The sequence below is a fragment of the Stenotrophomonas maltophilia genome (assembly GCF_002799155.1).
Taxonomy (GTDB): domain Bacteria; phylum Pseudomonadota; class Gammaproteobacteria; order Xanthomonadales; family Xanthomonadaceae; genus Stenotrophomonas; species Stenotrophomonas maltophilia_R.
In genome coordinates this window covers 1,779,064-1,805,026 of sequence record NZ_NERD01000002.1, presented here as the reverse complement: position 1 = coordinate 1,805,026, position 25,963 = coordinate 1,779,064, and the positions used below count along the sequence as shown (strand labels likewise).

Sequence of the window (25,963 nt, the reverse complement as noted above, 5' to 3'; positions counted from 1 at the left end):
GCGCCGCGATACATCGTTGCCCAGCAAGGTGGGCATCTACCGGTCACGCGGCATCCTTGCGCTCCGCATCTTCCATGCCAGGGCTGACGCGGCGACCGATGTCCTTCAACCGCGCCAGCTGATCCACCATCGACGGTGCATCATCCAGGCTGCCGACGAACGTCCACAGATAGGTCATCACCGCGTACACATGGCCCGGCGTCACACCGTCGGTAGTGGCGAGACGGCCGATGGTCAACGCGAACAGCACCGCTGCCGCCGCGCCCACCACAACGAAGGCCCCAGCTTCCCGGTCCGAGAGCAGGATGCGCAGCCGCGACAGCGTTGTGTAGTGGCGACGCAGCACCGACGGACTGACCCGGTCGACCAGGCGGATTTCATGTTCCAGCCGGTTGTTCAGGCGGCCATGCAGTTGCTCGTTGCGGCGTGCGAACGACGGCATCAGCAACACTGCGCCAAGCAGTGCGATCAGGCTCGCGGCGCCCACCAGTGGTTCGATCACCAGCAGCATCACCGCCGCACCGAACATCGATACCAGCGCGGTGGCGATGATCGGTACGTGCTTCTCGAAGAAGTCGACGAACTCACGGGCCAGCACCACGCGTGCGGCCGAGGTGGAGGTGGCCTGGCCCAGCCTGCGCTGCGCCTGCACCACGTTTACCGCCAGGTCGGCATAGATGCGGGTGAAGGTGCGGGTATCGACCGCACGGCGGGCGGCGCCGACCAGCCAGAACAGCAGCACCACGCCGGCGTAGGAAATGGCGTGGCCGATGTCGCCGCGGATGATCGCGTCCACCGCGAAGCCGGCAAACAGCGGATACGCCAGCAACAGCGCATTTTCCAGCGCCACCAGCGAAAAGGTGCCGGTGAGCTGCCACGGGTAGGTGCGCAGGATGGCCTTGAGGGTGGCGGCCGCGTTCTGCTGGCCGATGCTGCCGGCGGCGGCCGCCGGATCGTGCGGGTGTTTCATGGGGATGCCTGGGCAGGGTGGAGACAGGGCAGGGGGCTGGATACCTGCCGCCTCCCTGGTCACGCCCAGTATCTGCAGCCCTTTGGAGCGGGCATGGAGGGACGATGGAGATTGCGTGGAGAAACCGGCGCCGTTCAGCGATGCGAATGCCCACCAAGGTGGGCCGCTACCAGAGCAGCGCCTGCTGCAACGTTGCGCCCTCAGCGACGCGCATGCACTGGCCAGCGGATCTCGAACGAACTGCCACCCCGTTCGGTGGCCCGGCACTGTGCTGTTCCGTGATGGGCAACGGCAATCGCACGCACGACCGCCAGGCCAAGCCCGGAGCCACCGCTCTGCCGCGAACGCGAGACATCGGTGCGCTGGAACGCCTCGAAGATGCTGTCGCGCAGCTCGTCCGGCACGCCGGGGCCGCCGTCCTCCACCGCCACCGTGCAATGGCCCTGCGCCAGCGTGACGCGCACCCGCAACGGGCAGGGAATGGCATGGCGTCGTGCATTCTCCAACAGTGCCAGTACTGCCTGGCGGATGCGTGCAGGATCGCAATCCGCCAGCGATGGACGCGCGTCCAGCGTCACCGAGAAACCGCTCTCGGTCAGCGCCTCGGACATCGCTTCCACCACCGCGGCCAGCTGCACGCTGACATCGCTGCGCTGCAGGCGCAGATCCAGATGGCCGCTCTCTGCCAGGCTGACCACGCGCAGGTCCTCGATGATGCGGGTGAGGCCCTCCAGCTGGGTGAGCATGCTGTTGAACTGCTCCGGCCCCGGTTCGAACACGCCTTCGGCGATGCCCTGCAGGCGGCCGCGCAGGATGGTCATCGGCGTGCGCAGTTCATGTGCGATCGCCGCGTTCCAGAACACCCGGTTCTCGGACATGCGGCTGAGCCGCTCTGCCATGGAGTTGAAATCGCTGACCAGCGTGGCCGCTTCGACCATCGTGGTGTCACCACCGCGCGCACGCGCGTCCAGATCGCCGCTGGCGACCCGGCGCAGGCTCTCGGCCACCGAGTTCAACGGCGTGATGATGCGCCGGGTCAGGCGCGAGGCAACGAGCGTGGCGAAGATGACGACCACGGTGGCGGTCAAGCAGATCCACAGCCATTCCAGCCCGGACGGCATGATTGTTTCCGGCTCGTCATACCAGCGCGGGTAGAACACTTCCATCAGGTAATAGAACAGGTAGAAGCCGCTGATCGACAACACCGTCGAACACAGCGAGGCCACCGTGATGGACAGCGTGATCTGGCCGCCGATGCTCTTGCCTTTGGGGTTCATCATTCAGTCCAGGAAGCGGTAGCCAACGCCGCGGATGGTGGCGGGAATGCCGATCACGCCGACATCCTCCAGCTTGCGCCGCAGTTTGCTGACATGGCTGTCGACGGTGCGTTCCTGCGCGTCGCCCTCGGGCAGGCAGGCATGCAGGAGATCGGCCCGCGCATGCACCTGCCGTGGCGCACGCGCCATGTGCACCAGCAGCCGGAACTCGGTGAGGGTGAAGTTCAGTTCGTGCACCTGCTCGCCATGGCGCACGGTCACCTCGTGGCTGCGCAGGTCGATCTCGAAGGGTCCTTGGCGGATCAGCCCGTTGGGTTCTTCGGCCACGGTGCGGGCACTGCGGCGCAGCACGGCCTGGATGCGGGCGACGATCTCGGCCGGATTGAACGGCTTGGACACGTAGTCGTCAGCGCCAACGCGCAGGCCAGTGAGCTTGTCCACGTCCTGGTCGAGTGCGGTGAGCATGATCACCGGGGTGTTGCCGCGCCGCCGCAGTTCGCTCAATACCTGCCAGCCGTCCAGCTTGGGCATCTGTACATCCAGCAGCACCAGGTCCGGGCGCAGTTGGCGGTGGCGGGCAAGCGCTGCCTCGCCGTCGGCGGCGCGTGTAGTGCGCAGGCCGGAACGGGCCAGGTAGGCGCCGAGGATATCGGCGATTTCGCCCTCATCTTCGGCAATCAGCACCAAGGGTGCCGGTCGGTTATGGCGATCGTGCTTCATTGCATGCTGCGGTTTCGAGGCTGGGGCGGGCAAGGGCGGTGCCGTAGGCGGGCAGTCGGCGAGGCCGACGAGGCTAGCGGCCGTTGATGGAGAGTTGGTCGAGATTGTGTCGAGATTGCGTGGACGCGCCGCCGCGTTCAGGCCCGGGGCTGCTGCCTGAACGTCCGCCGCGCCTCCATGCAATCTCCACGCTGGCTACAAGGAACGTCCATCAGGGGCTTCCACACTGCGGTTTCGGCGGTCGCACTGGGCGACTGCATGCAGCCGGGCGTTTCGATGAGCAACCGCAGGACCTGGATGATTGCCGCCGCCGTGGCCACGTTGGCCGGGGGCGCTGGATGGTGGGCGTTTGCCGGCGGCGATGATGCCGCGCTGATCACCGCACCGGCACGGGTGGCGGATCTGGAGAAGACCGTACAGGCGGTTGGCCGGGTCCATCCGAAGGAACTGGTGGCGGTGGGTGCGCAGGTGTCCGGCCAGGTCAAGCGCCTGCATGTGGTGCTGGGCCAGCGCGTGCAGGCCGGGGACCTGATTGCCGAGGTCGATTCGCAGCCGCAGCGTATCGCGCTGCGCAGCGCCGAGGCGGCCACCAACACGCTGCGTGCCCAGCATGCGGCCAGCCAGGCCCGCTACGCGCAGGCCCGCCGTGCCTACGAGCGCCAGTCGCAGCTGGTGGCGTCGCGCCTGGTGTCACAGGAAGGCTTCGAAGGCGCACGCGTGGCACGCGATGCGGCACGTTCGGAGGTGGCCGCGCTGCAGGCGCAGATCGACCAGGCCGTGACCCAGGTCGAAACCGCACGGATCAACCTGGGCTATACCCGCATCGTGTCGCCCAGCGACGGCTACATCGTGGCCATCGTCACCAAGGCGGGGCAGACGTTGAACTCGATGCAGACCACGCCGACCATCGTGATGCTGGCGCAGATGGATACGATGACCGTGCGTGCCGAGATCGCCGAGGCCGATGTCGAGCTGGTGGCGCCGGGACAAGCGCTGTGGTTCTCGACACTGGGGCCGGGCGGCCGCCGCTATGAATCCCACCTGCAGCAGTTGGAGCCGGCGCCATCCTCGATTGCCGACGCTGCTTCCGGCAATGCGGGCGGCGCTGCGCAGACACCGAAAGCGGTGTACTACGCCGGCCTGTTCGACGTGGCCAATCCCGGCCTGAAGCTGAAGCCTTCGATGACGGTGAAGGTGACCGTGCAGCTGGCGCGGGTCACCAACGCGTTGCAGGTGCCATTGACGGCGCTGGCCGAGCCGGAGGGCAAGGACGGCAATCGCGCCACCGTGCGCGTGGTCGATGCCAAGGGTCGCCCCCAGCAACGTGCGGTCACCACCGGCCTGCGCACCGCCACCGCCGTGCAGATCCTGTCCGGCCTGCGCGAGGGTGAGAACGTGGTGGTCGGCCAGGCGCCCAGCGGCGGCGATGCCGAACCGACCAGCCTGCTGGGGATGTGAGCATGGCCGATGCACTGCTGGAACTACAGGGCGTATCACGCGCCTATCGCTCGGCCGCCGGCGAGGTGGTGGTGCTGAAGGACGTATCGCTGCGCATCGATGCCGGCGAGTTCATCGCCATCATCGGCCCCTCGGGCTCGGGCAAGTCAACGCTGATGAACATACTGGGTTGCCTGGACCGGCCGACCGAGGGCAGCTACCGCGTGAACGGCGAGGCCACCGAGCAGATGGCGCCGGATGCGCTGGCGCGGCTGCGCCGCGAGCATTTCGGTTTCATCTTCCAGCGCTACAACCTGATGGAGAACCTGAGTGCCACCGAGAACGTGGCACTGCCGGCGGTCTATGCCGGCGTAGAGACGGGGCTGCGCACGGCCCGCGCGCGCAGCCTGCTGGAGACACTGGGGTTGGGCGAACGCACCGCGAACCGGCCAAGCCAGCTGTCCGGTGGCCAGCAGCAGCGCGTGTCCATTGCCCGTTCGCTGATGAACGGCGGCGCGATCGTGCTGGCCGACGAACCGACCGGCGCGCTCGACCACGCCAGTGGCCAGCAGGTGATGGCCGAGCTGAAGCGCATGCACGCGCAGGGCCACACGGTGATCCTGGTGACGCACGATGCGGCGATTGCCGCCAACGCGGCACGGGTGATCGAGATTGCTGACGGCCGGGTGGTGGCCGACCGCGGGGGGCGTGGCGCGCGAGCTGCCGCTGCAGGAATCGCGCCCGAACGCGGACCTTCGCCGGCCACCGAGCGCCGCGCACGCACGGATGCGGTTCGCGAAGCGGCACGCATGGCCGTGCGCTCGATGCTGGCCCATCGCCTGCGCACGCTGCTGACCATGCTCGGCATCATCATCGGTGTCGCGGCGGTGGTGACCGTGGTTGCGCTGGGCAAGGGTGCACAGGCACAGGTCGAATCGCAGATCAACGAACTGGGCGCCAGCACGCTGGAGATCTTCCCGGGCGCCGACTTCGGTGACCCGCGCTCGGCGGAGATCGAGACGCTGGTGGTGGGCGACGCGGACCACCTTGCAGCGTTGAGTTACGTGGACAGCGTTAGCCCGAACCTGAGCGGATCGGTGGCCGCGCTGCAGGGCAACCGGCGCGCCAACACCCAGGTGCTGGGCGTGGGAGCCGACATGCCGCGCGTACGTGGGCTGCGGCTGAAGGCCGGCCGCTTCTTCACCGACGCCGAAGTGGAGGCGCACCGTGCAGTGGGCGTGGTCGACCAGAAGGCCGCCAAGGCGTTGTTCACCGGCAACCCGATCGGCAGCACGGTGCTGCTGGGCGGCATGCCGGTGGAGGTGATCGGTGTGGTGGGGGCCACTGCGTTCGCCGGTGGTGCAACCCCCACGGTCTACGTGCCGTACACTTCGGCGGCCTCGCGTCTGCTGGGCAGCCAGCGCCTGGAGAGCATTACCGTGCGCGTACGCGACCACGTACCCACCAATGCCGCCGAGGCCTCGCTCGGGGCCGAGCTGGAACGCCTGCATGGCCGACGCGATTTCTTCATCTACAACGCCGACCAGATCCGCAAGGCGGTGATGAAGTCCAGCCAGACCCTGGCCGCGCTGGTCTCCGCCATTGCCGCCGTGGCGCTGGTGGTGGGCGGGGTAGGGGTGATGAACATCATGCTGGTCTCGGTGAAGGAGCGCGTGCGCGAGATCGGCGTGCGGCTGGCAGTGGGCGCGCGGCAGGGCGACATCCTGCGCCAGTTCCTGATCGAGGCCGTGCTGATCTGCCTGTTCGGTGGCGTGCTGGGCGTGCTGTTGGCCTTCGCCGTGGGTGCGCTGTCCAGCCTGCTGTCGCTGGGTGTGCCGTTCCTGTTCACGCCAGGACCAGTGCTTGCTGCGCTGGCGTGTTCGTCTGCGATCGGGCTCGGCTTCGGCTACTTTCCGGCGCGCAGCGCGGCGCAGCTGGACCCGATCCAGACGCTGGCGGCGGAGTGACGGCCTGTCCACCCATGGGGTGGCGCCGGGCAATGCCCGGCGCGATCGGTCAGGCCGCGTAGACCTGCGTGTCCACTTACTCCGACAGCCCTCTGCAGGCCAGCAGCAGGCCCTCGCGCACGTCATTGCCCACCTGCTGCGCTTCGTCGCCATCCACGCGCACGCGCTCGCTGGCATGCAGCAGTTCCAGCAGCACCGTCAGGCCCGCGTTGGCCCGGTTGATGCGCGCCAGCGCGGTGCACTGGCCCGGCGCGCGCCCCTTGCGCTGCAGCGGCTGGCCGTCGGTCGCGTCCACTTCGCGGATGCGTTGCAGGCACGCCAGCAAAGTAATGCCGTTGGCCGCGGGGTTGGCGGCAAGGGTGGTTTCCAGCGGCCGGGCAATGTCGTCGGGCAGCTGGCGGGCGGCATCGCCCAGCGTGGCGAACAGGTACGGGTAGCGGTTGGCGCTCATGGCGGCTTCCTCATGTAGATGACGAAGGTGCCACCCGGCTTAACAGCAAGGTGGCGGACAGTGCGTGGTTGCAATACCGGTGACGACTCCTGCGAAACGCCGGCGGGCACGGGGCCCCCACGCACCGCCCGCCATAGGTGCGCGGACAGAATGCCTGCCGACGCCGCTCCACAAGGAATGAGCGACGCCGGCAGACAAGCGTAAACAACAGGAGTCTTCAAACGGGATTGCAAGCCCGTGCCATCCGTTACCGGTGGCCCGACATGATTTGCATGCAGCGCCATGGCTGCCAATGAGAATAATTGGAAAGTTCGAACTTATTGGAAATCCAGCGCCGGGGCGCGACAACAGAATCAGACGTGCCAATCGCGACATTTCCAGTGGCGCCGAGCCGATGCCCGGCTGCTGTCCGGCCAGTCCACGATGAACCCTGCGCAGCGCGCAGCACGCCGAGCATTGCATTGCATGGGCTCGGTTCTGCAGCTGCGGTCTCAGGATGCGGGGCGGGGATGCTGGCGCACGCGCGCGCGCTCGCGATACAGGCGGCTGTCGGCACGCTGCAGGGTGTCGGCCACCGATTCGCCCGGGGTGTGGTGGGTCGAACCGAGCGAGAACGGCGTGGGTGACTGCGCCGCCTGCTGCACGTACCACTGTTCCAGCGCGGCCAGCCGACCCGGTTCCGGCGCAGTCAGCACCACCATGAATTCGTCGCCGCCCATGCGCACCACGTGCTCGGCCGCAGCCAGTGGCGCGCGCAGGAAAGCGGCAAACTCGACCAGCACCGTGTCACCCCGCGCATGGCCCTGGGTGTCGTTGATCTGCTTGAAATGATCCAGATCGAACATCAGGCAGGCCCAGGGCTGGTCGATCAGTTCGTCCAGGCGTGGCAGGAAGCGGCGGTTGTAGCTCTGGGTGAGCGGGTCCTTGAAGGACATCTCGCGCAGCTGCTGCTCCTGCATCCGCAGTGCCGTAACGTCCTGTGCATGGCCCAGCACGTAGGGCGGATGGGCCTCGCTGTCGAGCACGTTGTGGTAGGCCCAGAAATGCCGGGTGCCATCGGCGGCGATCAGTTCGATGACGCCGGCATCGGTGTGGTTGACTGCGATGCGATCGAGATAGGCCTTGAATGCGGCCTGTTTCTCCGGCGGCATCAGGTCGCACAGGCTGCGCCCGATCATGTAGCTCTCATCGAAGCCCAGCGACTGCACGGCCGCCGGGTTCACCGACGTCAGCACGCCATCGAGCGTGTGCGTGCAGATCAGGCCGAGGCTGTAGTGAAACAGCCGTCGGTAGCGGGTTTCGCTGGCCTCCAATGCATCCAGCGCGGCACGTTCCTCGGTGATGTCCTGGATGGCGCCGACCAGCCGCGGCCGGCCATCGACCTGCTGCCGGCTTCCAACCACCCGGGTCCAGATCGCGCGGCCGTCGGCGGTGGTCATCGGCAGCTGCACTTCCCAGGATGTTCCTTCGTCGATGCAGCGCTGTACCGCAGCCTGGATGATGTTGCGGCTGTCCTCGCGATAGAACGACAGCGCGGTGTCGAGCGTCGGTTCGAAGTTGCTGCGCACGCCGTGGATCAGCTTGGTCTCACGGGTCCAGCGCACTTCGTTGCTGGCCAGGTCCATCTCCCAACCACCCACCCGCGCCGCGCGGTTGGTGCGTTCCAGGAAGTCCTCGCTGCGCTTCAGCTCACGATGCAGGGCCTTGGCCTGGCCGACCTGGGCCATCAGCGTGCTGCGCTGTTCCAGCACCTGCGTGGTGACCCGTGCCAGGTGCACCATCAATTCGCGCTGCGAGGGAGACAGCACGCCCGGCATCGGGTCGAGCAGGCACAGTGTTCCGATACGTGCGCCATGCGCCGAGCCCAGCGAGATGCCGGCGTAGTGGCGGATGCGCGGGCCGCCGGTGACCAGCGGATTGGTGGCGAAGCGCGGGTCCTGGCGCGCGTCCGCAACCTCGAACAGCGTGTCCTGCTGGATGGCATGCGTGCAGAAGGAGATCTCGCGTGCGGTTTCGCTGACGCCTTCCAGCCCGATGTTGGCCTTGAACCACTGGCGTTCCTCGGCGACCACCGAGATCAGCCCCATGGTCATGCCGGTGGCGGCGCGGGCGGCGGCGACGATCGCGTCGAACACCGGCTCCGGGGGCGTATCGAGAAGGTGAAGCCTTTCGATTTCGAGCAGCCGTTCGGTTTCGTCCATGGTGTCTACGAGGCGAGGGCAATGCCGGGGAAAGCGGGCAGCCGGGCGGTGCAGGAACCCACGGCGCCAGTCTGTCCCGCAGGTGGTGAAGGCTGCGCAGTGCCCATGTCAACATCCGTGGACGCGCAGGGACGCGCTGGGCCTGAAGTGTGATCTGGTACCTGTCCTATGGTTTGCACGGTGCACTGTTCCTAGGGTGCATGCCATGTGCACTCACGCGTCTGCGCCGGCATGACTGGCCTTGATCCCTCTCGAGCCAGCAAGCTGGCGTTGACCGTGCTGGGCGTGCTGGCGTGGGCGGATGCGCTGTATTTCGCCCTTGATGCATCGCCTTCCCGCGGCCACGCTGAACGCCAGGCCATGGCGCTTCCGGCAGCGGGAGACGCCCCCGATCTGGCAGCGCTTGCAGGCGTCAAGCGCGCCCCTTGGCGCGGAGGTGAATCGGGGCCTGCGAAGCCGGACGCCCTGCGCCCGTCGCAACGGGGTCTCTCCTGGAGGCAGTCGCGCCGGGAACAGGTGCGAAGCCGCCTGCCGGGCACGCCGCAGGACACCACACGCCGGTCGACGTGGCCCTGGTGCGTGCTGCCCGTGTCTGGCCTGCTGGCTGGGCTGGGCGCGATGCTGCTGTGGGCGGCCTGAGCCACCGTGAACGCAGGATGCGGGCGTGGCGCCCGCATCCTGCGGCGTATCAGCGGAAGCGGTAACCCAGCTGCAGCTCGGCGCGGGCATCGTTCTGCCCCCACAGGCGCTGCTGCAGCACCTGGCCGCCCATCGACAGGCGATCACGGCGATAGTCCACGCCCAGCGCCAGCTGATGGTCCAGCCCATCGGCGCGAACACCCGGCAGCAGGAACGCGTTCGACGACGCGCCGAGCAGCGACGCTTCGCGGGCGTCGCCGCGTACGGCAATCGAACGGGTGACCGAGGCGTCAGCGCGCAGGCTCAGGTTCGAGGCCAGCGCGTAGTGGAACTGGCTGCCCACTTCCATGCGCAGGCCGCGGGTCTGGCCAGCGGCCACCTGCAGGCCGAAGCCGCCGGCGCCGTTTTCGCTGAAGGCCGCCTCGCGCAGCTGGAACGCACTGGCCTTCAGGCGCGGCTGCCAATGCAGGTTGCCCACGCGGGCGTCATGGCTGATCGTGCTGGCCAACAGCATGCGCTGCATCCGCCGCTGGCTGCCGGCCACTTCGCGGGTCTGGCCCCATGCCAGGCTGCGCTGGCCCTGCAGGTCGTGCCGTTCGAAACCGAACTGGTGGCGCAGGTGGACGCTGCCCCAGTGGCTGGCCAGGCCCACGCCGGCGAAGCGCGAATGACCGCGGTCCTGGCCGCTGCCGAGTTCAGCCTTCAACGCACCACTGATCAGTTGCAGCGAGTGGCTGCCCTTGAGGGCAACGGCAACCTGCGCAGCGGAGCCTGTGCCCTGGATGCCAAAGGCATTGGTCGTGCCACCCCCAAAGGCGACCACGCTCGAGCGCTGTGCGGGCAATGCCGCCAGTTGCGCCCACAGCGCATCGCCGTTGCTGGCACCGCGCATGCTGCGCGCGGCCAGATCGGCACCCGACAGCTGGTGCAGTGCATTCTGGAACGTCGCCTGGTCGGCAACCTCCAGGCTGTGGAACAGTGCTTCGTTGCGATAGCTCTCTTCCAGCGCGGCGGCGATTGCCGCCTGGTCCTGGCCTGCCAGGCTGCGGTAGTCCTTGCGCTGCATCGTCACATCGATGCTGCCGTCGGCCTGCTGCTGGGCGTCGGCCTTCCAGACGACAGTGGCACTGCGCACGTTCGCGGCGCCACCGTCGGCCCCGATGATCACATCGTGCAGGGTGATGCTGGAGGCATCGGTACCGCGGGTGAAACCGGTATCCACAGCCACATCTTCCAGCGTACCGCCGCCATGCAGGTTCAACTGGCCGGCCGAGCCGTCTTCATTGGTACCCACCGTGTAGTTGGAGATGGAGCGCGGTGCCTGCCAGCCGAGGTCGGCACCGCCCATGGCGCCTGCGGCGGCGGTGGTCGCGTCGGCATACATGCCGCTGCCCGCGCCGTAGACGTTGACCTTGCCATTGTTGACCAGCCGCCCGCTGCCCGAGCCGGCCTGGAAGGCGTACGAATCGGCCGCGTGGATGTTGATGGTGCCGTTGCGGCGATTGTTCAGGGTGGCGCTGCCATCGGACTTCATCGCCACCAGGCCTCGGCCCGCAGCGTCGGTCGCCGTGCCCAGGTTGATGATGCCATCGTTGATGAGCGTGGCGCCGCGGGCACCGGACATGGCCACTGCGCCGTCGCCGGTGACAGTCAGCGTGCCCTGGTTGAGCAGGGTGGCCTGCGCACCCTCAGCGTGCAGCAGATTGCTGCGCACTGCGCTGCTCTGCACGGTTGCACCGCTGCGGTTGACGGCGTTGCTGGCGAAGGTGTCGGCCACCATGCGCAGCACGCCGGCGTCGCCCTGCATGCTGATATGCCCACGGTTGTCGAGCACGGTGATGGCATCACGATCGTTGCCATACTGGCTGGTGACGGCGTCGAACAGCACGCCCTGCGCGAAGCTGCCGGCGGCGGTGAGGGTGCCGCTGTTCTCGATCTGGGCACGCCCGCGCAGCTGGAAGGCGGTACCGGTGATGGCCAGCGTACCGCCGCGGTTGTTGTCGAAATTCGAATCGCCATTGAGCGCCCATTGGCCGCCCTCCAGGGTCATGCGAGCGTGATTGTCGACCTCGGCCTCATGGCCGAGCGAGACGGATGCGGCGGTAAAACTGGCGTTGCTGTGGTTTTCCAGGCTGCCTTCGCCTTCCAGGCTGAGCGCGCCCTGCACATGCAGCGCGCCGAAGTTTTCCAGGTCGCCATCGCCGTCCAGGCGCAGCGTTGCGGCCTGTCCGATGTTCAGGCTGCCGTTGTTGCGCAGCTCGCCGTCGCGGGTGACGTGCAGCGAACCATTGACCAGCCTGAGCTCACCCTCATTGCGGGCGTCACCGGTGACGCGGGTGACCACCGGCTGGTTCCACTCGGTGCGTGCTCCTGCACTGGCGAGGATGCCGCCCGCGCCAAAGCTGCCGCCTTCGGCGCCCGGCGTCGAGCCGCCGCCGCCACCGCCGCCGCTACCGCTACCACCACCAACACTGCTGCCACCGCCGCCACCGCCACCGCCACCGCCACCACCGGCAGCAGCGCCGAGGCCCAGCGCGGCAAGACCGCCCCACAGCCAGGCGCGGCTTTTCCGGGGGGATTCACTGCACTGCTCGGTCGTGGCGTCGCACTCGGTCGAGGGGGCGCCCGCGGCAGCCGCAGGAAGCGGTGACAGCAGGGCCAGGGAGATCATCAGGGCCAGGGGGCGTTGCGAAGGGGCAGGTGATTTCATGACATTCAGCGGGACACGCGCGTTATGGAGTTGAGCGCGTATCGTCTGAGTCGAGGGCGTAGCGGTTCCATAGGACAGGTACGGTTAGGCTGGATCCACCGGCTGGCCCGCGGCCGGTAGAGGCTTACACACTCAATCGGCCATGACCCGCCCAATGGCATCGGCCAGCAGGGCCCGCACCCGTTCCGGCGGCAGGTCCGGGTCGCGCACGGCGCGCATGGCCAGGCCCTCCACCAGCAGCCGCAGCAGCAGGGTGCGCCTGGCAATGCCTTCCTCGTCAACGTGCCGGCCCGCACTCGCATCGCGCTGGCGCAGCCAGGCATGGATGGCGCCGCTGGTCTGCTTGTCATGGGTGCGCAGCACCTCGGCCAGCACCGGGTCGCGATGCGCCTCGGCGTTGATTTCCGCATACAGCGCCACGCTGGCAATGGCATTTCCATGGATCGGCAGTACCTCGCCGCGCGCCCATTGCTGGTAGCACGCGAGCAGGCCATCGACCAGATCCGAAGCAGCCGGCATCTCGCTGATCGACGCCTGGTCGTGGCGCAGCTGGCGCTCGATCAGGGCCAGGATCAGCGCACGCTTGTTGGCGAAATAGCGGTACATCAATCCCTGGCTGATCTCGGCCTCGGCGGCGATATCGCCGATGGAACCGGCATGGAAACCGCGGGTGATGAAGCACTTCTGGGCAGCATCGAGGATGCGTCGGCGCTGGGCTTCGGCGTGGGCGGCGGCAGGGGCGTCGGCGGATAGGGCTGAAGCGGTTTTTGGCGTCATTGCGAGAGGTAGGGGCGTCCAGTGGCGGGATAGTACGTCACAAAAGGTGTGAATGAACGGTCATTCATTTGTAATTCGCGCCTCCCAGACTGCGCCGGCCTCCTCCTTCCGCGAATGAGTCCGATGCGCCACGTTCCGCTGCACCGCCCGTTGCTCACCCTCGCCATCGCCGCCGCTCTACCGGCGCTGGCCCATGCCGAAGACGCGCCCAGCGCCGACGCTGCCACAACCGCCGATACCGCGCGCAGTGTTGTTGCCCTTGACCAGGTGGTGGTGACCGCGCAGAAGCGCGCCACCAACCTGCAGGAAACCCCGATCTCGGTATCGGTGGTCGATGCCGAAGCGCTGAAGGACCGCAGCGCGATCTCGCTGGGCAGCCTGTCCGATGGCTCCATCCCATCGTTGCGGGTCACGCCGTTCGCTACCCGCAGCTCGGCGTTGAACATCGGCATCCGTGGCATCGGCGCCTCCGGCGACGCCAACCAGCCGGCCCGCGATGCCGGCGTCGGCATCTACGTCGATGGGGTGTTCATGGGCCGCGCACAGGGCCTGGGCAGCATGCTCTACGACGTGGAACGCATCGAAGTGCTGAAGGGCCCGCAGGGCACGCTGTTCGGCCGCAACACCGAAGGCGGCGCGGTGAGCATCGTGACCAAGGCGCCCACCGGTGAATTCGGCGGCAGCGTCAGCGCCGGCGTGTCCAATTTCAGCGGCTACAACAGTGCGCTGCACCTGGACCTGCCCAAGGTGGGGGACGTCAGCTTCAAGATCGATGCCGTGCAGGCCAAGCGCGGCGGCACCACCGACAATCCGATGCGCGGCGAGCGGGACTTCAACAGCTACGACAAGCGAGGCGCTCGCCTGAGTGCGCTGTGGCAGCCGAGCGATGACTTCTCTTTGTTGTACGCGTTCGATCGCTCCTATGACGCCACCACGCCGTACCACACCCAGGTGCTGGTGCCGGGCGCCTACCTCAGCCCCCTTCAGAAGGCCGGTGCCAGCCTGGATCGCCGCGACAGCGCCATCCTCGGCGGTCCGCAGGAAGACAACATCGGCCGCACCAGTGGCCATCTGTTGAACCTGTCGTGGGTGTTGAATGACAACCTGGAGCTGAAGTCGATCAGCTCTTACCGTGAACTCACCCAGGGCCAGTTCGACATGGGCCTGGTCGATGCGATTTCGGCCTATGGTGGCGCCGGCACGCCGTTCGGGCGTTACAGCCTGGCGCAGGTCTACCAGCACCAGTACAGCCAGGAATTCCAGCTGATCGGCAATGCCTCGCAGGTGCAGTTCCTCGGCGGTGCGTTCTACTACCACGAGACCGCCGGTGACAATGCGCAGACCCCGAACATGCTGGTCTGGGGGCCGGGCGGCAACAGCTATGCGCTGAACCCGGCAACCAATCCGCTGGACCTTTCCCGGGTGCGCATCGACCGCGCCAGCAAGGCGTGGACCGACAGCCTGGGTGTGTTCGGCCAGGCCACGTGGACGCCGGAAGCGCTGCAGCGCCTGCACCTGACCGCTGGCGGCCGCTACACCCGCGATGACAAGAAGGGCAGCCTGTACATCGTCAACGGGGCGGCGACGAACCTGGCCTTCAAGGACCGCTGGAGCCGCTTCGACCCGATGGTCAACATCGCCTACGACCTTGGCGAGCACGCGATGGTGTATGCCAAGTACAGCACCGGCTTCAAGGCCGGCGGTGCCAACTCGCGTTCGACCAACTACAGCGCCTTCGGTCCGGAAGAGGTGACAGCGTACGAGCTGGGCTTCAAGTCGCAGTTCTGGGACAACCGTGCGCGCCTGAACCTGGCCGTGTTCGACTCGACCATCACGCACAAGCAGATGGACTTCTCGCTGCCGTTCGACCCGAACAGCGGCGAAACCCGCACCACCATGGTCACCACCAACGCCCTGAGCGATGGCAAGTCGCGGGGTGCGGAGCTGGAATTCAACGTGATGCCGGTGGACAACCTCACCCTCGGCCTCAACTACGCCTACACGAAGATCGATGCGCAGACAGCCACCGACCCGTTCGGCGCTGGCGTGCAGGTGACGGTGCAGCCGCTGCTGGCCCCGAAGAATGCCGGCAGCCTGTCGCTGGACTACCTGGTGCCGTTCGCCAACTTCTCGGCACTGAAATTCCACGTGGACGGCAACTGGTCCGATGGCTACTACACCAGCGAATACGACCAGATGCTCACCGACAGTTCGTTCGTGGTGAACGCACGGGTGGCGCTGGTGGATGTGCCGGTCAACAGCACCGGCACCACGATGTCGTTCTCGCTGTGGGCACGCAACCTGCTGGATGAGCAGCACCTGTTCTACAAGCTCAACAGCGCGGCGCTGGGCCAGACCGGCATCTTCAACGACCCGCGCACCTTCGGCCTGGACGTGGCCGTCAACTTCTGATTCGTACGGAGAACCCCATGAAGCACCGCTCTACCGAACTCGCCCTGGCCCTGATGCTCAGCCTGCCGCTGGCCGTGACCGCGGTTGCTGCCGACGCACCGCAGGCCCTCGCCGCGAAGCCGACGACCACGGCCACGGCCAATGTACAGCCGGTCGCTGCCGACGCGCAGCGCGTGATCCCGCTGCAGGGCGCCTGGAACGTGCGTACCTTTGCCGGCCTGCAGGGCCGCCATGGTCCGATTCCGGCCGATGCGTTCGTGCGCACCGCCGACCTCGGCCGCCTCACCGATGCGGACCGGGATGCCCTGGCCGCTGCCGGCGTGAAGCTGGACATCGACCTGCGCACCGCCGATGAGGAAGCGCAGTCACCAGACCTGCTGGCCAAGGATGATCGCTTCGACTACCAGCGCATCTCGCTGATGGGTACCGAGAAGATGGACCTGCAGAAAATGATGACCAGCTTCCCGGATTCGCTGGGCGAAGCCTATGTGCAGTGGCTGGGCCACAGCCAGCCGCAGTTCAAGCAGGTGTTCCAGCGCATTGCCGCGCAGCAGGACGGTGCGGTGCTGTTCCATTGCACGGCCGGCAAGGACCGTACCGGCATCATCGCCGGCCTGCTGCTGGACCTGGCCGGCGTGCCGAAGGCCGAGATCGTGCATAACTACGCGATCTCCGCGCACTATCTGGAAGGGCAGCCGAAGGACAGCGCGATGAACGCGCAGATCATGGCGCTGATCAAGCAGAACCCCGGGATTGGCCGCAAGATGGCCGGCATGTCCGGTACCGCACCGGACAACATGGAGCAGTTCCTGGCGGCGCTGCACAGCCAGTACGGCGGTGCGGAAGGGTACCTGAAGTCGATCGGCGTGAGCGAGCAGGAGATCCAGCAGCTGAAGGTACGGCTGGGGCAGGCGGGCTGACAGGTAGTGCCGGCCGCTGGCCGGCTCCTCTTTGATGTCCAGAGACCGAGGGAATGCCGGCCAGCGGCCGGCGCTCCCCGCAGCCAGGCATGGTCTGGCTCTACTGGTCGGGCTTTACCCGCACCACCCGTTTCCGGTACTCGTACACGTTGTCACCGCGGATGCGCTTCTCCTCGGTGCCCGTCACACGGCCCACCTGCTGGTCCGAGCCGGTCACCGGCTGGGCGTCGATCTCGGTTTCGTGTTCGAAGGAATGCGATTTATCGGTATTGCGGTAATAGCGGTACAGCGCCCAGTACAGCGCGGTTGCGCCGGCCGGACCTGCCGCCAACAGCCAGAGGCCACTGTCATCACTCATGTCGATGCCACCAGGAAGGCAATTGCGAGGGCTTCAATGATGGTGCCGGTGGCCAGCGCCGCCAGCAGCATCTTCCATTGCTGCACGGGCACGCTGCCCATGGTTTCGCCGGTACGGCCGTTCACGGCAATGTAGTGCAGCATGCCGCCGTTCCTGCCGGGTTGGTGGTACGAATACAGCCACACCGGCAGGTACATCGACACCCAGCGCGTGCCATGCACCTCCAGCTGCTCCTGTTCCCAGCGTACGCCACGGTTGTAGCGCTTCACCGTTCCTTCCACCTGCGCGCGTGCGATCGACAGCAGCTGGTCTTCGAGCCGCGGCCGCAGCTTTTCCACGTCCAGGTTGCGCTTTTCAGAGGTGAAGCCGGCCAGGTACGAGGCGTTCCACTTCACTGCGTTCTTGGTATCGAAGGGCAGGATGGTGTTGATGATGTTGTTGGTGTTGGCGCGGCTATCCAGGTTGCCGCGTTCTGCCGAGGATTCCAGCGGCAGGTCATCGACGGTGAAGTCCACCTGGCGTTCGATCTGGTAGACATCGGCGTCGTACAGGGTGCGCTTGTTCTTCTCGCTGCCCACCGTGTACTGCCGGGTCTGGATCTCGCCTTTGCCGGCCACCGCCGCGCTGACATTGCTGTCGACGATCATGTAGGGCAGGAACACGCCCACCACGTTTTCCGGGGTGAACTGCTGCTTGAACGCCTTCAGCGCGAACATGCGGCGCTTGTCGACGAACTGGCGGATGCGCGCGACGGCGTCGTCCTTCCTGATGTGGAAAGGCAGCACCGCATCGGGCACCGCGCCATTGGCGATCTGCTCGTTGACGCCGAATACGTGACGGCACCAATGGCAGCGCGCCGTCATCGTACTTTCGGTATTGACCGTCACCTCTGCACCGCAACCGGTGCATTTGAACGTCATCAGCGCTGAGGTGTCGGCGTCGATGTCGCGTGCGCCGGAGGCGATGACGGTGCCGCGCAGCTGGTCGATGGCTTCGCCCAGGCCGAATTCTTCCTCGACCCGCGCGCCATGCCATTCGTGACGGCAGTACAGGCAGACCAGGATGTCGGTGCCGGCCTTGGGCCGGATGTCGGTGGCGCCGCACTTCGGGCAGCGGTTGAGGCCGTCCTTCAGCTCGCTGGCCGAGGTGTCGATGGCCATGGGATCGGGCGCTTCCACTTCATCGCGGATGGCCTGCGGCAGTGTCGAGGTGTCCAGCGGGAAGCTGCCAGGCGGGGGCGGGACGTCCTGCGGCGAACCGGGCCCATCCAACGACGCCGCCGGCAAGGGCGGCGGCGTCGCGGGCGCGGATCCGGGCAGCGGCGGTGGGCCGTTTCGGGGATCGGACATGTTGGGTGTGCGTCCTGCCGTTACAGGCCCAGTGCCTTGGCCTTCAGGGCGTCATAGTCGCCCTGGGTGATCAGGCCCAGATCGAGCATTTCCTTGGCCTTCTTCAGCTTGGCGACCGGATCGTCTGCGGCCGGGGTGACCGGCTGCTGCATGCCACCGACACCGAACATGCCCGAGGCCATTCCGACACCGACCAGGCCGGCCGCGCCGCCGTTCTCGCCGGCCGATTGGATGCCCTGGGCGACACTGGCCTGCAGGTTGGAATTGCCGCGCGAACCGGACAGCGCATCGGCGCGCTGCACGGTCTTCAGCAGTTCGCGGGTAGTGGCGTCGTACTCGATGGAGACGATTGCGGTCTTGACGATGGCCAGGCCGCGATCGGACTTCCACTGGTAACCCTGCTCAACTGCTGCCGACAGGCTCTGCGCGAAGCCCAGCGAATCCTGCTGCAGCTTGGTGATGCGGTTGCCCTTGCTGGGATCGTTCGTATACAGGCTGAAGGCGGGAGCCAGCGAACCGACCACTTCATTGAACAGCTGGCTGGCGGCGGCGTTGTCCAGGTCGGTGAAGTCGAACACCTGGCCCGGCTGCAGGTAGCTGGCCGGCACGAAGTTCTTCACGAACAGGATCGGGTCGACGATCTTCAGCGTGTAGGAACCACGCGTGACCGCGCCCACCTGGGTGTTGAGGAAGCCGTCGTCCCAGTAGATTTCCGACTGGGTACCGAAGCGGTTGTCCGGCAGTTCCTTCAGCGATACGAAATAGGCCGCCTGCTGCGAGCCCGGCTGGCCGCCGAACTTGAAGCGTTCCCAGCTCTGCTTGATGAAGGTGCTGACCAGGCCGTCACCGGCGAAGATCGACTGCGAGTTCAGGTCGTCCGAGCGCCACTCGTAGCCGCCCGGTTCGGCGACGAAGGCGGTGATCGCGCCGTCCTGGAACAGCAGCAGGCCGTAGCCCTCCGGCACGATGATCTTCGAGCCGTTGGTGATGATGTTGGACGAGCCGCTGGTGTTGGAGCCGCGGCCGGCATTGGTGCCACGCGGCACCGCCGCGAACAGGGCTGCCGTCGAGGGCAGGCCTGTGGGCACGGTGTAGAAGTCCTTCCATTGGTCGGCCAGCACACCACCGACCGCACCCTTCACCGCCTGTACCAGACCCATGTCCAACTCCCTGTGATTCGAGGGCAGGCACCATGCCTGCCGAGCTGGACTGACTATAGAGGAGCGGGATGGGCCGCCGCCACCGTCGCACGCGCCTCCCATTCATCATGGTGCGACGAGGGCAGGAGGACCAGGCCATGCTGCGCTTGATCAGGGCAAGGCCGATCAACAGTGCCCGGCACAGCGGGAGGGTGAAGAAGGACGTGATCCCGACTGCTGCCTTGGAATCGTCGGGCGGTTGAAGCGCGGCTGCAGGGTCGAACCGGTGGAGTCGCTGTCATTACGACGCAGGTGCGTGTGCGTGCGGTGCGGGCTCTCATGCTGATTATCCGCCTGGGCGGGATGAGGCGCTTCGCCTTTACCCACTTTCGGGAAAGCGGCGCAGCGGCAGGTGCGCGCCAAATATCCGGCGCGGATATTCACGTCATTATCATGCTTATTTTCTGGAAACTCGTTTCCCATAATCCAGGGACGCGATGGGCGCAACACAGGGAGAGGCGCGCAGCGGTCAGTGCCGCCCGGTGGTACACGACCCAGGCCTGGACGACGTCCGCTTTGCCGGCCTCCAGCAGCGAAGGCAGTTCCCGGTACATCGGGAGCGGACAGCGTGCACGGCAACAGCGGTGCGACCTGCGGGCACGGCGTGCGGCGTGGACGTCGCAGCATCCCGCGATGACGCCGGACGGCCTGCATCGCGAGATCGCCCGGTGCAGTTGCATCGGGTTGCCATTCCAAAGGGGAGTTTCGATGCACAGGCAAGTCAGTGAGATGCTGCAGCGCGCTTATCGGCCCTATCCGTCGTTGCCCGAGCTGCTGGGTGCGTTCGTCAAGGAGCTGTCCGAGCACAAGGTGATGCGTGGCGGACAGGTGCGGCTGCGCAGCGCGGTGGCAGGGGCGACGGCGGCGCTGTCGCCGGCCGCCGGGGACAGGGGAGCGGGTTCCTTGCAGCGGGTTCCCATCCGCTATGGGGGCGAGGTATTGGGTGAACTGCATCTGGAAGGTGAAGCGGGCCGCCTGGATGGCAGTGCCCTGGCGTTGGGGGAGCAGTTTGCCCAGCGATGCGCGCACCTGATCAAGCGCTACGAAGCCAAAGACTGGGCCGAACAGGCACTGAGCCGGCCGCTGCTGCTGGTCGGCGCCGGCGAGGCGCTGAAGCAGATGGACGAATTCGTCGAGCGCGCGGCGGCCAGCCCGCTGCCGGTACTGCTGCGCGGTGAGTTCGGGACCGAGAAGATGGAGCTGGCCGCCGCCCTGCACAGTGGCGGCCCATACCGGCAGGGCCCGTTCGTCGAGGTGAACTGTGTCCACCCGCAGGGCGAAGCCTGCGACTGGTTCGCGCATGCACAGGGCGGAACGCTCTATTTCCATGAAGTCGACGAATTGCCGGTGCCCCTGCAGGGCCAGCTGTCACACCGGATGCGTGGGCTGCCGGCTGCACATGCCGAGGCACAGGCGGCCGGTTCGATACGGGTGATCGCCTCGACCAGCGCGGACCTGGAGCAGCGGGTGCGGGAGAAGCAGTTCTCGCGCGCACTGCTGGCGGGCCTGGAGTTCCTCACCGTGGATATCCCGCCATTGCGCGAACGGGTGGAGGACATCGCCGCGCTGGCGGCACGTTCGCTGGAGCTGCATGGGTTCAATCCGCATGTGCTGGGTGAGGATGTGCTGGAAGCACTGTGCGCGCATGACTGGCCTGGCAACCTGCTGGAGATGGAGCGGGTGGTGGTGCGGCTGGCGGTGATGACCGGTGGCCGCTGCATCCGTCGCGAGGACCTGGTACGGCACGCGCCGGATCTGGCAGCAGCCAGCGCCACCAGCGATGCCGGGCGCGTGCAGCAACTGCCGCCCGGGGTGGAGCCGGCGGCCGCGCCTGGGCCCGGCCGGGAGGAGATGCTGCGGGCCGCGCATGAAGGCCTGCACGATGGCCTGAAACGCGCCCTGGCCTATCTGAAGGACCATGCTGCGGAGCCGCTCACACTGGGCGACCTCGCTCGACAGGCGCATGTCAGCCAATCACACCTGGGCTTCCTGTTCCGCAGCGAACTGGGCACGACCTTCAAGCTGCTCCTGCAGCAGTTGCGCATCGAGCACGCCAAGCAGCTGCTGCGCGATGGCCAGCGCCTGCGCATCACCGATGTGGCGCTGCAGGTCGGCTTCGGCGACCTGAGCCACTTCGAAAAGAGCTTCCGGCGCGCGGTCGGGGTCAGTCCGCGCAGCTACCGGCGAACGGCGGATCAGTAAACGGATACGCCCCGGTGCAGGCCTGGGCCTGCCCCGGGGCGCTGGGATGGAACATCAGGCGTTAGCGCGCGTTCGCTTCAGCAGCGCGCTGGACGGCCAGCTCGGCGGCTTCATCCGCACGGCGGGCGGCCACGTTGGCGGCCTCGACCGCGCGTTGCGAAGCCTCCATCGCGGCGCAGATGCCCTTTTCACTGGCGGCCATGGCGGCATCCGCGAGTTCCTGGGCGATTTCCATCGGGGTTTTTCCCGCCGGATAGGCGGGGGTGGGCATGCCGGGAAGCGGGGTCGGGAAGGTCATCGTCGGTGCTCCTGCTGGGGATGAGGGGGGAACACCGTCGTCACGTTCCCCCAGGATATGGCGCAATGCGGACTGGGCATCGGCCAGGATCTTCTGCGCCTGTTGCCGGGCCGCCATGCGTCCGGCGGCAACGGCCGCGCCGGCTGCCGTGGCGAGGGCCTCCGTCGCTGCCTGCACGCCATCGCGTTCCGGCGCCGGAGGCGGGTTCACACCGTACCCGCGCGGTAGCCCACCTGTGCTTCATCGCCCAGGTAGTGACGGGTGCGGCGGTAGTCCTGCAGGGTGATCACATTGTCCTCCACCTGTATCAGCGCCTGCCCTCTGGAGCCATCGATCGCGAACTGCACGCTGGCACCATCCTGCCCGAGCTGGCCACGGGAGACCGGGTGTTCGTTGAGGAATTCCTGCGCATCACGCAGCTGCCACTGCGCGGCTTCGCGCAGACTGTGGTCATCGCGCAGCAGGTCGGGGCTGTTGTCGAAGCACAATGCCATCTGCTGGGCGGCCAGTGAGATGCGTGCATAACCGATCTGCCGGTTCGCGGCCAGGCTTGCGCCAATCGCCTCGCGCACCTGCTCCGGCGACGGCAGCTGTGGCAGCTGCGGCCCGTCCAGGAAGTCGAACAGCATCGGCAGCAGCTGCTGCAACGCGCCGGTGGCACGACTCATTCGATGCTCGCTGCTTCCGCCCCCTGCGCTCACGTGCTGGTAGAAACGGAAATAGTCGGCAAACTCGATGGGCCGGCGCGCGTGCAGCAGCGCGAAGCGGGCGGCGTCGGCCAGATCATCGCGCCCTGCGGTGGTCATTCCCACTTCACCGGCCAGCTGGTGGAGCGCCACCGATTCACGAAAATCCAGTTGCTGCAGCAGCGGAGCATCGGCTGCGCCAACCGAGGCCAGGAAGGGCCGGAAGGCACCGAGTTCGTTGTTGGTCAGCAGCCGGTGCCTTGCCAGTACATCCTGTGCCTCGCTGTGCGACAGGCGTGTCTCTTCGCCCAGTTCGATGTTGCGCAGGGCATCGAGGTCGCTGGCAGTGAGGCTGAGCAGCTTGATCGGGCCGATCTGCAGGCCGATGCGCGGCAACCAGGTCATGCGCGAACCATGCAGGCCCTGTTGCACCCCATCAAGCATCGTGCCCTCGTCGGAGAAGGCGTAACGGTGTTCATGGGATTCAATGGCCCACCTCAACCAGTGCTCGCCACCGTCGATGAACTGAAGGACCCGCCGGCACGATTGGCTGAGCAGGTTGGCCTGGGGAATGGAACGACCGGCAATGAAAACGCTCATGCGTGGCTCTCCTGGCGGCCTCACTGGGCCGGAAAATCCTTGAGGACGGTCGCGGCGGCACTGCCGACCCGGCTGAAGTCGTTGGTGGCTCCCTGCATCATGGTCTGCGCCTGCGTGAGCACCCTCGCATACTTCTCGTCCCCCGTTGCCAGATACTGGGCCATGGCCACACCGGCTGCGGTGGTCGCGATGGTTGAGACGTTGCGCAGGGCATCGGCGGCATCCTGCACGGCGATCGCCGCGGACTGGGCCACCGACTGGTAGGCCTTGCCGGCGCCACTCGTCTTCACCACGGACGCGGACATGGTGGCCGTTTGCACATGGTTGATCACATCGATGACCTGGGCGTTGACGTAGCTCGGGTCCATACGGGCTCCTTGATGGGCGGGTGCGGCCGCAGGCGGCCTGCGCGGTGTCAGGCCCCGGCGTCAGCGTCGCCTGTGGCCGGGGAAGGGGAAGGGGAGTCTGGCGCGGGATCCTGGGCGGGACCCGCGGCCGGATCCGGACCGGACGTGGGGTCGGGCGCAGCACCGGGCGCGGGCGCTGCCGCATTGCCTGCAAGCGTTTGCAGTGCATGCAGGCTGCTGGTAGCGGCCGCAGCGTCGGCAGTGGCACCATGGGTCTGTGCCTGCAGGACGCTGATGGCGGTCTTTCCTTCTGCGGTGGCTGCGGCGATCACTGCCGCAGGCGAAGGGGGTGCCGGCACCGGGCCGGGCAGGGGAATCACCTGCGGCGGTGGCGGCGGAGGCGGTTCCGGTGCGGGCGGCGGCACCGGCCAGGGGGCATTGATCATCTTCGCGCAGGTGGCGGTCACCGCTGCGTTGCTGACCATGCCCGCACCCTGCTGGCGCGCGACGGCGTTGTGCATGGCCGTGCCCAGCGTTTCCAGCATCACCATGTCCAGCATGCTGAAGGACTGCGCCGGCCCCTGGGCCACCAGCAGGGTCGACGCAGCGGTGACGCTGTCGACGATCTGGCTGTTGACGGTGTTCTCACTGTTCATGACGGAACGGTTCCCTTCTGGATGATCAGGGCCAGGACCTGGGCCAGGCTTGCGCCGGCGGTCACCTGGCCGCGTTGCTGGTTGGCCACCGCGTTCTGCATGGCAAGGCCGAGGCTGTCGGCCATCGCCAGGTACGTGGCGGACATCGCGAACGAGGGGGCGAGGGCGATCGCCACCCCGGAACCGGTGCTGGTTGCGGCCAGCAGGTAGCCGGTGGCGGGCGATGCGGCCATCGATCAGGGGCCCGGCGTGACGCCGCCCTGAGCGGGGGCGCAGTGGTTGGCGTCACGCCGGGCCGACACGTCAGCGCAGGCCCAGGATTTCGCGGGTGGCCACGCCGTTGGAGGCGGTGTCGATCGCATACAGCGTGGACACGCCCTGGGTGGTCGACGCCTGCATGGTCACGTAGGACTGCTGCTGGTTGTTGGTGGCGTTGTGCGCGGCGTTGGACAACGCCTGGCTGGTGGCCACGAACAGGTTGCCCATTGCGATGGCCGGCGCATCACCAAGCACCTTGGTGTTGACCTGCGAGACCGAATCGGTGATCTGGCTGTTGACGGCGGTGGGAAATGCCATGGTGGAAGCTCCTAGGGTGGACAGCACTACAGGAACGGAGATTGCCGGCACTCAATGGATTCAGCCGAGAATCTTCCGGGTGGCGGCGCCGGTGGCGCCGGTATCGACGGCGTAGAGCAGCGCGACACCCATCGTGGTCGCGGCCTGTGCCGTGACATACATCTGCTGCTGGGCGAGCGTCGCGTTGTGGGCGGCATTGGCCAGCGCCTGCGCGGTGGCCTGGTACAGCGTGCCCATTGCCGTGGCAGGCGCCACGCCCAGCACCTGCAGGTTGGCCTGGCTGACCGCGTCGGTGATCTGGTCGTTGACGGCCGTGGGAAATGCCATGGCTCAGCTCCTTGCCTGCCGGCGCATCACGCGCCGAGGATCTGCTTGGTGGCCACGCCGGTGGTGGCCGTGTCGATCGAATACAACGTGGCCACCCCCATGGTGGTGGCCGCCTGCGCCGTCACATAGGACTGCTGCTGCGCATTGGTGGCGTTGTGGGCGGCGTTGGCCAGCGCCTGCGCGGTGGCCTGGTACAGGTTGCCCATGGCCACGGCGGGCGCGTCGCCCAGCACCTTGGTGTTGGCCTGGGTGACCGAATCGGTGATCTGGTCGTTTACAGCGGTCGGGAATGCCATGTCGATCTCCTTGGGGTTGGCGGGTCAACTACGGAACGACGGATCAGGAACCCAGGCCGCGAACGCGGGTGCTGAGGATTTCCTTGCTTGCCACGGCGGTGGTCGCGGTATCGATCGAGTACAGCGTGGCCACGCCCATGGTGGTGGCCGACTGCGCGGTCACGTAGGACTGCTGCTGCGCGTTGGTGGCGTTGTGGGCAGCGTTGGCCAGGGCCTGTGCAGTGGCCTGGTACAGGTTGCCCACCGCCACGGCGGGCGCGTCGCCCAGCACCTTGGTGTTGGCCTGGGTGACCGAATCGGTGATCTGGTCGTTTACCGCGGTTGGAAATGCCATGTCCTGCTCCTGCGAAAGGGTGGAAGTGCGAGGTATCCAGTCTCACGGTGCGTCGCCTGCAGCGGCCTGGGCTTCACCGTGGGGCCAGAGTAGGAAATGGCGTCGCCGCCGGATTGGCGGAATCGACGGAGAATGCGGGCGGATCACCGTGAAGGCGTGGCGTGAATACGGTGGAACTGATGATCAACGCCGTCATCGCCAGCGCTGGCGGGTTACCCGGGAGGACACACAGGGCCCGCACACGGCGGCCGCGA

General features: G+C 67.0%; 25 protein-coding genes. 6 read left to right on the top strand and 19 right to left on the bottom strand.

Features of this window, described 5'->3' with window-relative positions; all coding sequences use genetic code 11:
* Positions 1 to 43: 43 nt before the first annotated feature.
* The 3 genes from B9Y82_RS09000 to B9Y82_RS08990 form a co-directional block, all read right to left on the bottom strand.
* Positions 44 to 970, bottom strand: coding sequence for an ABC transporter six-transmembrane domain-containing protein (locus B9Y82_RS09000; protein ID WP_100472544.1), 927 nt, complete (start codon positions 968 to 970; stop codon positions 44 to 46).
* 200 nt (positions 971 to 1,170) lie between these two features.
* On the bottom strand, positions 1,171 to 2,247 hold the full coding sequence (locus B9Y82_RS08995) for an ATP-binding protein (RefSeq protein ID WP_100475200.1): 1,077 nt from the start codon (positions 2,245 to 2,247) through the stop codon (positions 1,171 to 1,173).
* Between the two features lie 3 nt (positions 2,248 to 2,250).
* On the bottom strand, positions 2,251 to 2,967 hold the full coding sequence (locus B9Y82_RS08990; protein WP_100472541.1) for a response regulator: 717 nt from the start codon (positions 2,965 to 2,967) through the stop codon (positions 2,251 to 2,253).
* Between the two features lie 276 nt (positions 2,968 to 3,243).
* Here B9Y82_RS08990 and B9Y82_RS08985 point away from each other — a divergent pair, with 276 nt between their 5' ends.
* Together B9Y82_RS08985 and B9Y82_RS08980 are read left to right on the top strand one after the other, a co-directional pair.
* On the top strand, positions 3,244 to 4,425 hold the full coding sequence (locus B9Y82_RS08985) for an efflux RND transporter periplasmic adaptor subunit (RefSeq protein WP_100472538.1): 1,182 nt from the start codon (positions 3,244 to 3,246) through the stop codon (positions 4,423 to 4,425).
* Positions 4,426 to 4,427: 2 nt separating this feature from the next.
* Positions 4,428 to 6,371, top strand: a complete 1,944-nt coding sequence (locus B9Y82_RS08980) for a MacB family efflux pump subunit (RefSeq protein WP_100472535.1) — start codon at positions 4,428 to 4,430, stop codon at positions 6,369 to 6,371.
* A 76-nt stretch (positions 6,372 to 6,447) separates the two neighbouring features.
* Here B9Y82_RS08980 and B9Y82_RS08975 read toward each other — a convergent pair whose 3' ends face one another.
* Together B9Y82_RS08975 and B9Y82_RS08970 are read right to left on the bottom strand one after the other, a co-directional pair.
* A complete protein-coding gene (locus B9Y82_RS08975) occupies positions 6,448 to 6,822 on the bottom strand; it encodes a hypothetical protein (protein WP_100472532.1) in 375 nt (124 codons plus the stop codon).
* A gap of 491 nt (positions 6,823 to 7,313) precedes the next feature.
* On the bottom strand, positions 7,314 to 9,023 hold the full coding sequence (locus B9Y82_RS08970) for a sensor domain-containing diguanylate cyclase (protein ID WP_100472529.1): 1,710 nt from the start codon (positions 9,021 to 9,023) through the stop codon (positions 7,314 to 7,316).
* A 270-nt stretch (positions 9,024 to 9,293) separates the two neighbouring features.
* Between B9Y82_RS08970 and B9Y82_RS20605 the strand changes: the two genes are divergently transcribed.
* On the top strand, positions 9,294 to 9,662 hold the full coding sequence (locus B9Y82_RS20605) for a hypothetical protein (RefSeq protein WP_157804610.1): 369 nt from the start codon (positions 9,294 to 9,296) through the stop codon (positions 9,660 to 9,662).
* A 49-nt stretch (positions 9,663 to 9,711) separates the two neighbouring features.
* Here B9Y82_RS20605 and B9Y82_RS08965 read toward each other — a convergent pair whose 3' ends face one another.
* Positions 9,712 to 12,372 (bottom strand): hypothetical protein, encoded by a 2,661-nt coding sequence (locus B9Y82_RS08965; protein ID WP_162292074.1) that lies wholly within the window; start codon positions 12,370 to 12,372, stop codon positions 9,712 to 9,714.
* Between the two features lie 132 nt (positions 12,373 to 12,504).
* Complete coding sequence (locus B9Y82_RS08955; RefSeq protein WP_100472520.1) at positions 12,505 to 13,149, bottom strand: TetR/AcrR family transcriptional regulator; 645 nt, start codon at positions 13,147 to 13,149, stop codon at positions 12,505 to 12,507.
* 123 nt (positions 13,150 to 13,272) lie between these two features.
* Here B9Y82_RS08955 and B9Y82_RS08950 point away from each other — a divergent pair, with 123 nt between their 5' ends.
* Both B9Y82_RS08950 and B9Y82_RS08945 read left to right on the top strand, forming a co-directional pair.
* Complete coding sequence (locus B9Y82_RS08950; RefSeq protein WP_202908121.1) at positions 13,273 to 15,561, top strand: TonB-dependent receptor; 2,289 nt, start codon at positions 13,273 to 13,275, stop codon at positions 15,559 to 15,561.
* Positions 15,562 to 15,578: 17 nt separating this feature from the next.
* A complete protein-coding gene (locus tag B9Y82_RS08945) occupies positions 15,579 to 16,481 on the top strand; it encodes a tyrosine-protein phosphatase (protein ID WP_100472514.1) in 903 nt (300 codons plus the stop codon).
* Positions 16,482 to 16,581: 100 nt separating this feature from the next.
* On the opposite strand, the gene B9Y82_RS08940 is transcribed toward B9Y82_RS08945, so the two are convergent.
* From B9Y82_RS08940 to B9Y82_RS08930, 3 genes are read right to left on the bottom strand one after another with little or no spacing between them, the layout of a single operon-like run.
* Positions 16,582 to 16,839, bottom strand: a complete 258-nt coding sequence (locus tag B9Y82_RS08940; RefSeq protein WP_100472512.1) for a hypothetical protein — start codon at positions 16,837 to 16,839, stop codon at positions 16,582 to 16,584.
* Positions 16,836 to 18,188, bottom strand: coding sequence for a hypothetical protein (locus tag B9Y82_RS08935; protein WP_100472509.1), 1,353 nt, complete (start codon positions 18,186 to 18,188; stop codon positions 16,836 to 16,838). Before B9Y82_RS08935 ends, B9Y82_RS08940 begins: the two co-directional genes overlap by 4 nt.
* Positions 18,189 to 18,208: 20 nt before the next feature.
* Positions 18,209 to 19,348: an SPFH domain-containing protein gene (locus B9Y82_RS08930; protein ID WP_100472506.1), complete on the bottom strand. Its 1,140-nt coding sequence runs from the start codon at positions 19,346 to 19,348 to the stop codon at positions 18,209 to 18,211.
* A 747-nt stretch (positions 19,349 to 20,095) separates the two neighbouring features.
* Between B9Y82_RS08930 and B9Y82_RS08925 the strand changes: the two genes are divergently transcribed.
* Entirely contained in the window at positions 20,096 to 21,589 is a 1,494-nt protein-coding gene (locus B9Y82_RS08925) for a helix-turn-helix domain-containing protein (protein ID WP_100472503.1), read from the top strand.
* Between the two features lie 61 nt (positions 21,590 to 21,650).
* On the opposite strand, the gene B9Y82_RS20860 is transcribed toward B9Y82_RS08925, so the two are convergent.
* The 9 genes from B9Y82_RS20860 to B9Y82_RS08880 form a co-directional block, all read right to left on the bottom strand.
* Complete coding sequence (locus B9Y82_RS20860; protein WP_238381571.1) at positions 21,651 to 22,064, bottom strand: hypothetical protein; 414 nt, start codon at positions 22,062 to 22,064, stop codon at positions 21,651 to 21,653.
* A gap of 29 nt (positions 22,065 to 22,093) precedes the next feature.
* Positions 22,094 to 23,173, bottom strand: coding sequence for a hypothetical protein (locus B9Y82_RS08915; protein WP_100472498.1), 1,080 nt, complete (start codon positions 23,171 to 23,173; stop codon positions 22,094 to 22,096).
* A 20-nt stretch (positions 23,174 to 23,193) separates the two neighbouring features.
* Positions 23,194 to 23,541, bottom strand: a complete 348-nt coding sequence (locus B9Y82_RS08910; RefSeq protein WP_100472496.1) for a hypothetical protein — start codon at positions 23,539 to 23,541, stop codon at positions 23,194 to 23,196.
* A 47-nt stretch (positions 23,542 to 23,588) separates the two neighbouring features.
* Positions 23,589 to 24,176 (bottom strand): RebB family R body protein, encoded by a 588-nt coding sequence (locus tag B9Y82_RS08905; RefSeq protein WP_100472493.1) that lies wholly within the window; start codon positions 24,174 to 24,176, stop codon positions 23,589 to 23,591.
* Positions 24,173 to 24,409 carry a RebB family R body protein gene (locus B9Y82_RS08900; RefSeq protein WP_100472490.1) on the bottom strand — a complete coding sequence of 79 codons (237 nt, stop codon included), beginning with the start codon at positions 24,407 to 24,409 and terminating at the stop codon, positions 24,173 to 24,175. Before B9Y82_RS08900 ends, B9Y82_RS08905 begins: the two co-directional genes overlap by 4 nt.
* A gap of 70 nt (positions 24,410 to 24,479) precedes the next feature.
* Complete coding sequence (locus B9Y82_RS08895) at positions 24,480 to 24,752, bottom strand: RebB family R body protein (protein ID WP_005416651.1); 273 nt, start codon at positions 24,750 to 24,752, stop codon at positions 24,480 to 24,482.
* A gap of 60 nt (positions 24,753 to 24,812) precedes the next feature.
* Positions 24,813 to 25,079, bottom strand: coding sequence for a RebB family R body protein (locus tag B9Y82_RS08890; protein ID WP_100472488.1), 267 nt, complete (start codon positions 25,077 to 25,079; stop codon positions 24,813 to 24,815).
* A 26-nt stretch (positions 25,080 to 25,105) separates the two neighbouring features.
* Positions 25,106 to 25,375 (bottom strand): RebB family R body protein, encoded by a 270-nt coding sequence (locus tag B9Y82_RS08885; RefSeq protein ID WP_005416649.1) that lies wholly within the window; start codon positions 25,373 to 25,375, stop codon positions 25,106 to 25,108.
* Positions 25,376 to 25,418: 43 nt separating this feature from the next.
* Entirely contained in the window at positions 25,419 to 25,709 is a 291-nt protein-coding gene (locus B9Y82_RS08880; RefSeq protein WP_005416648.1) for a RebB family R body protein, read from the bottom strand.
* Between the last annotated feature and the right edge of the window lie 254 nt (positions 25,710 to 25,963).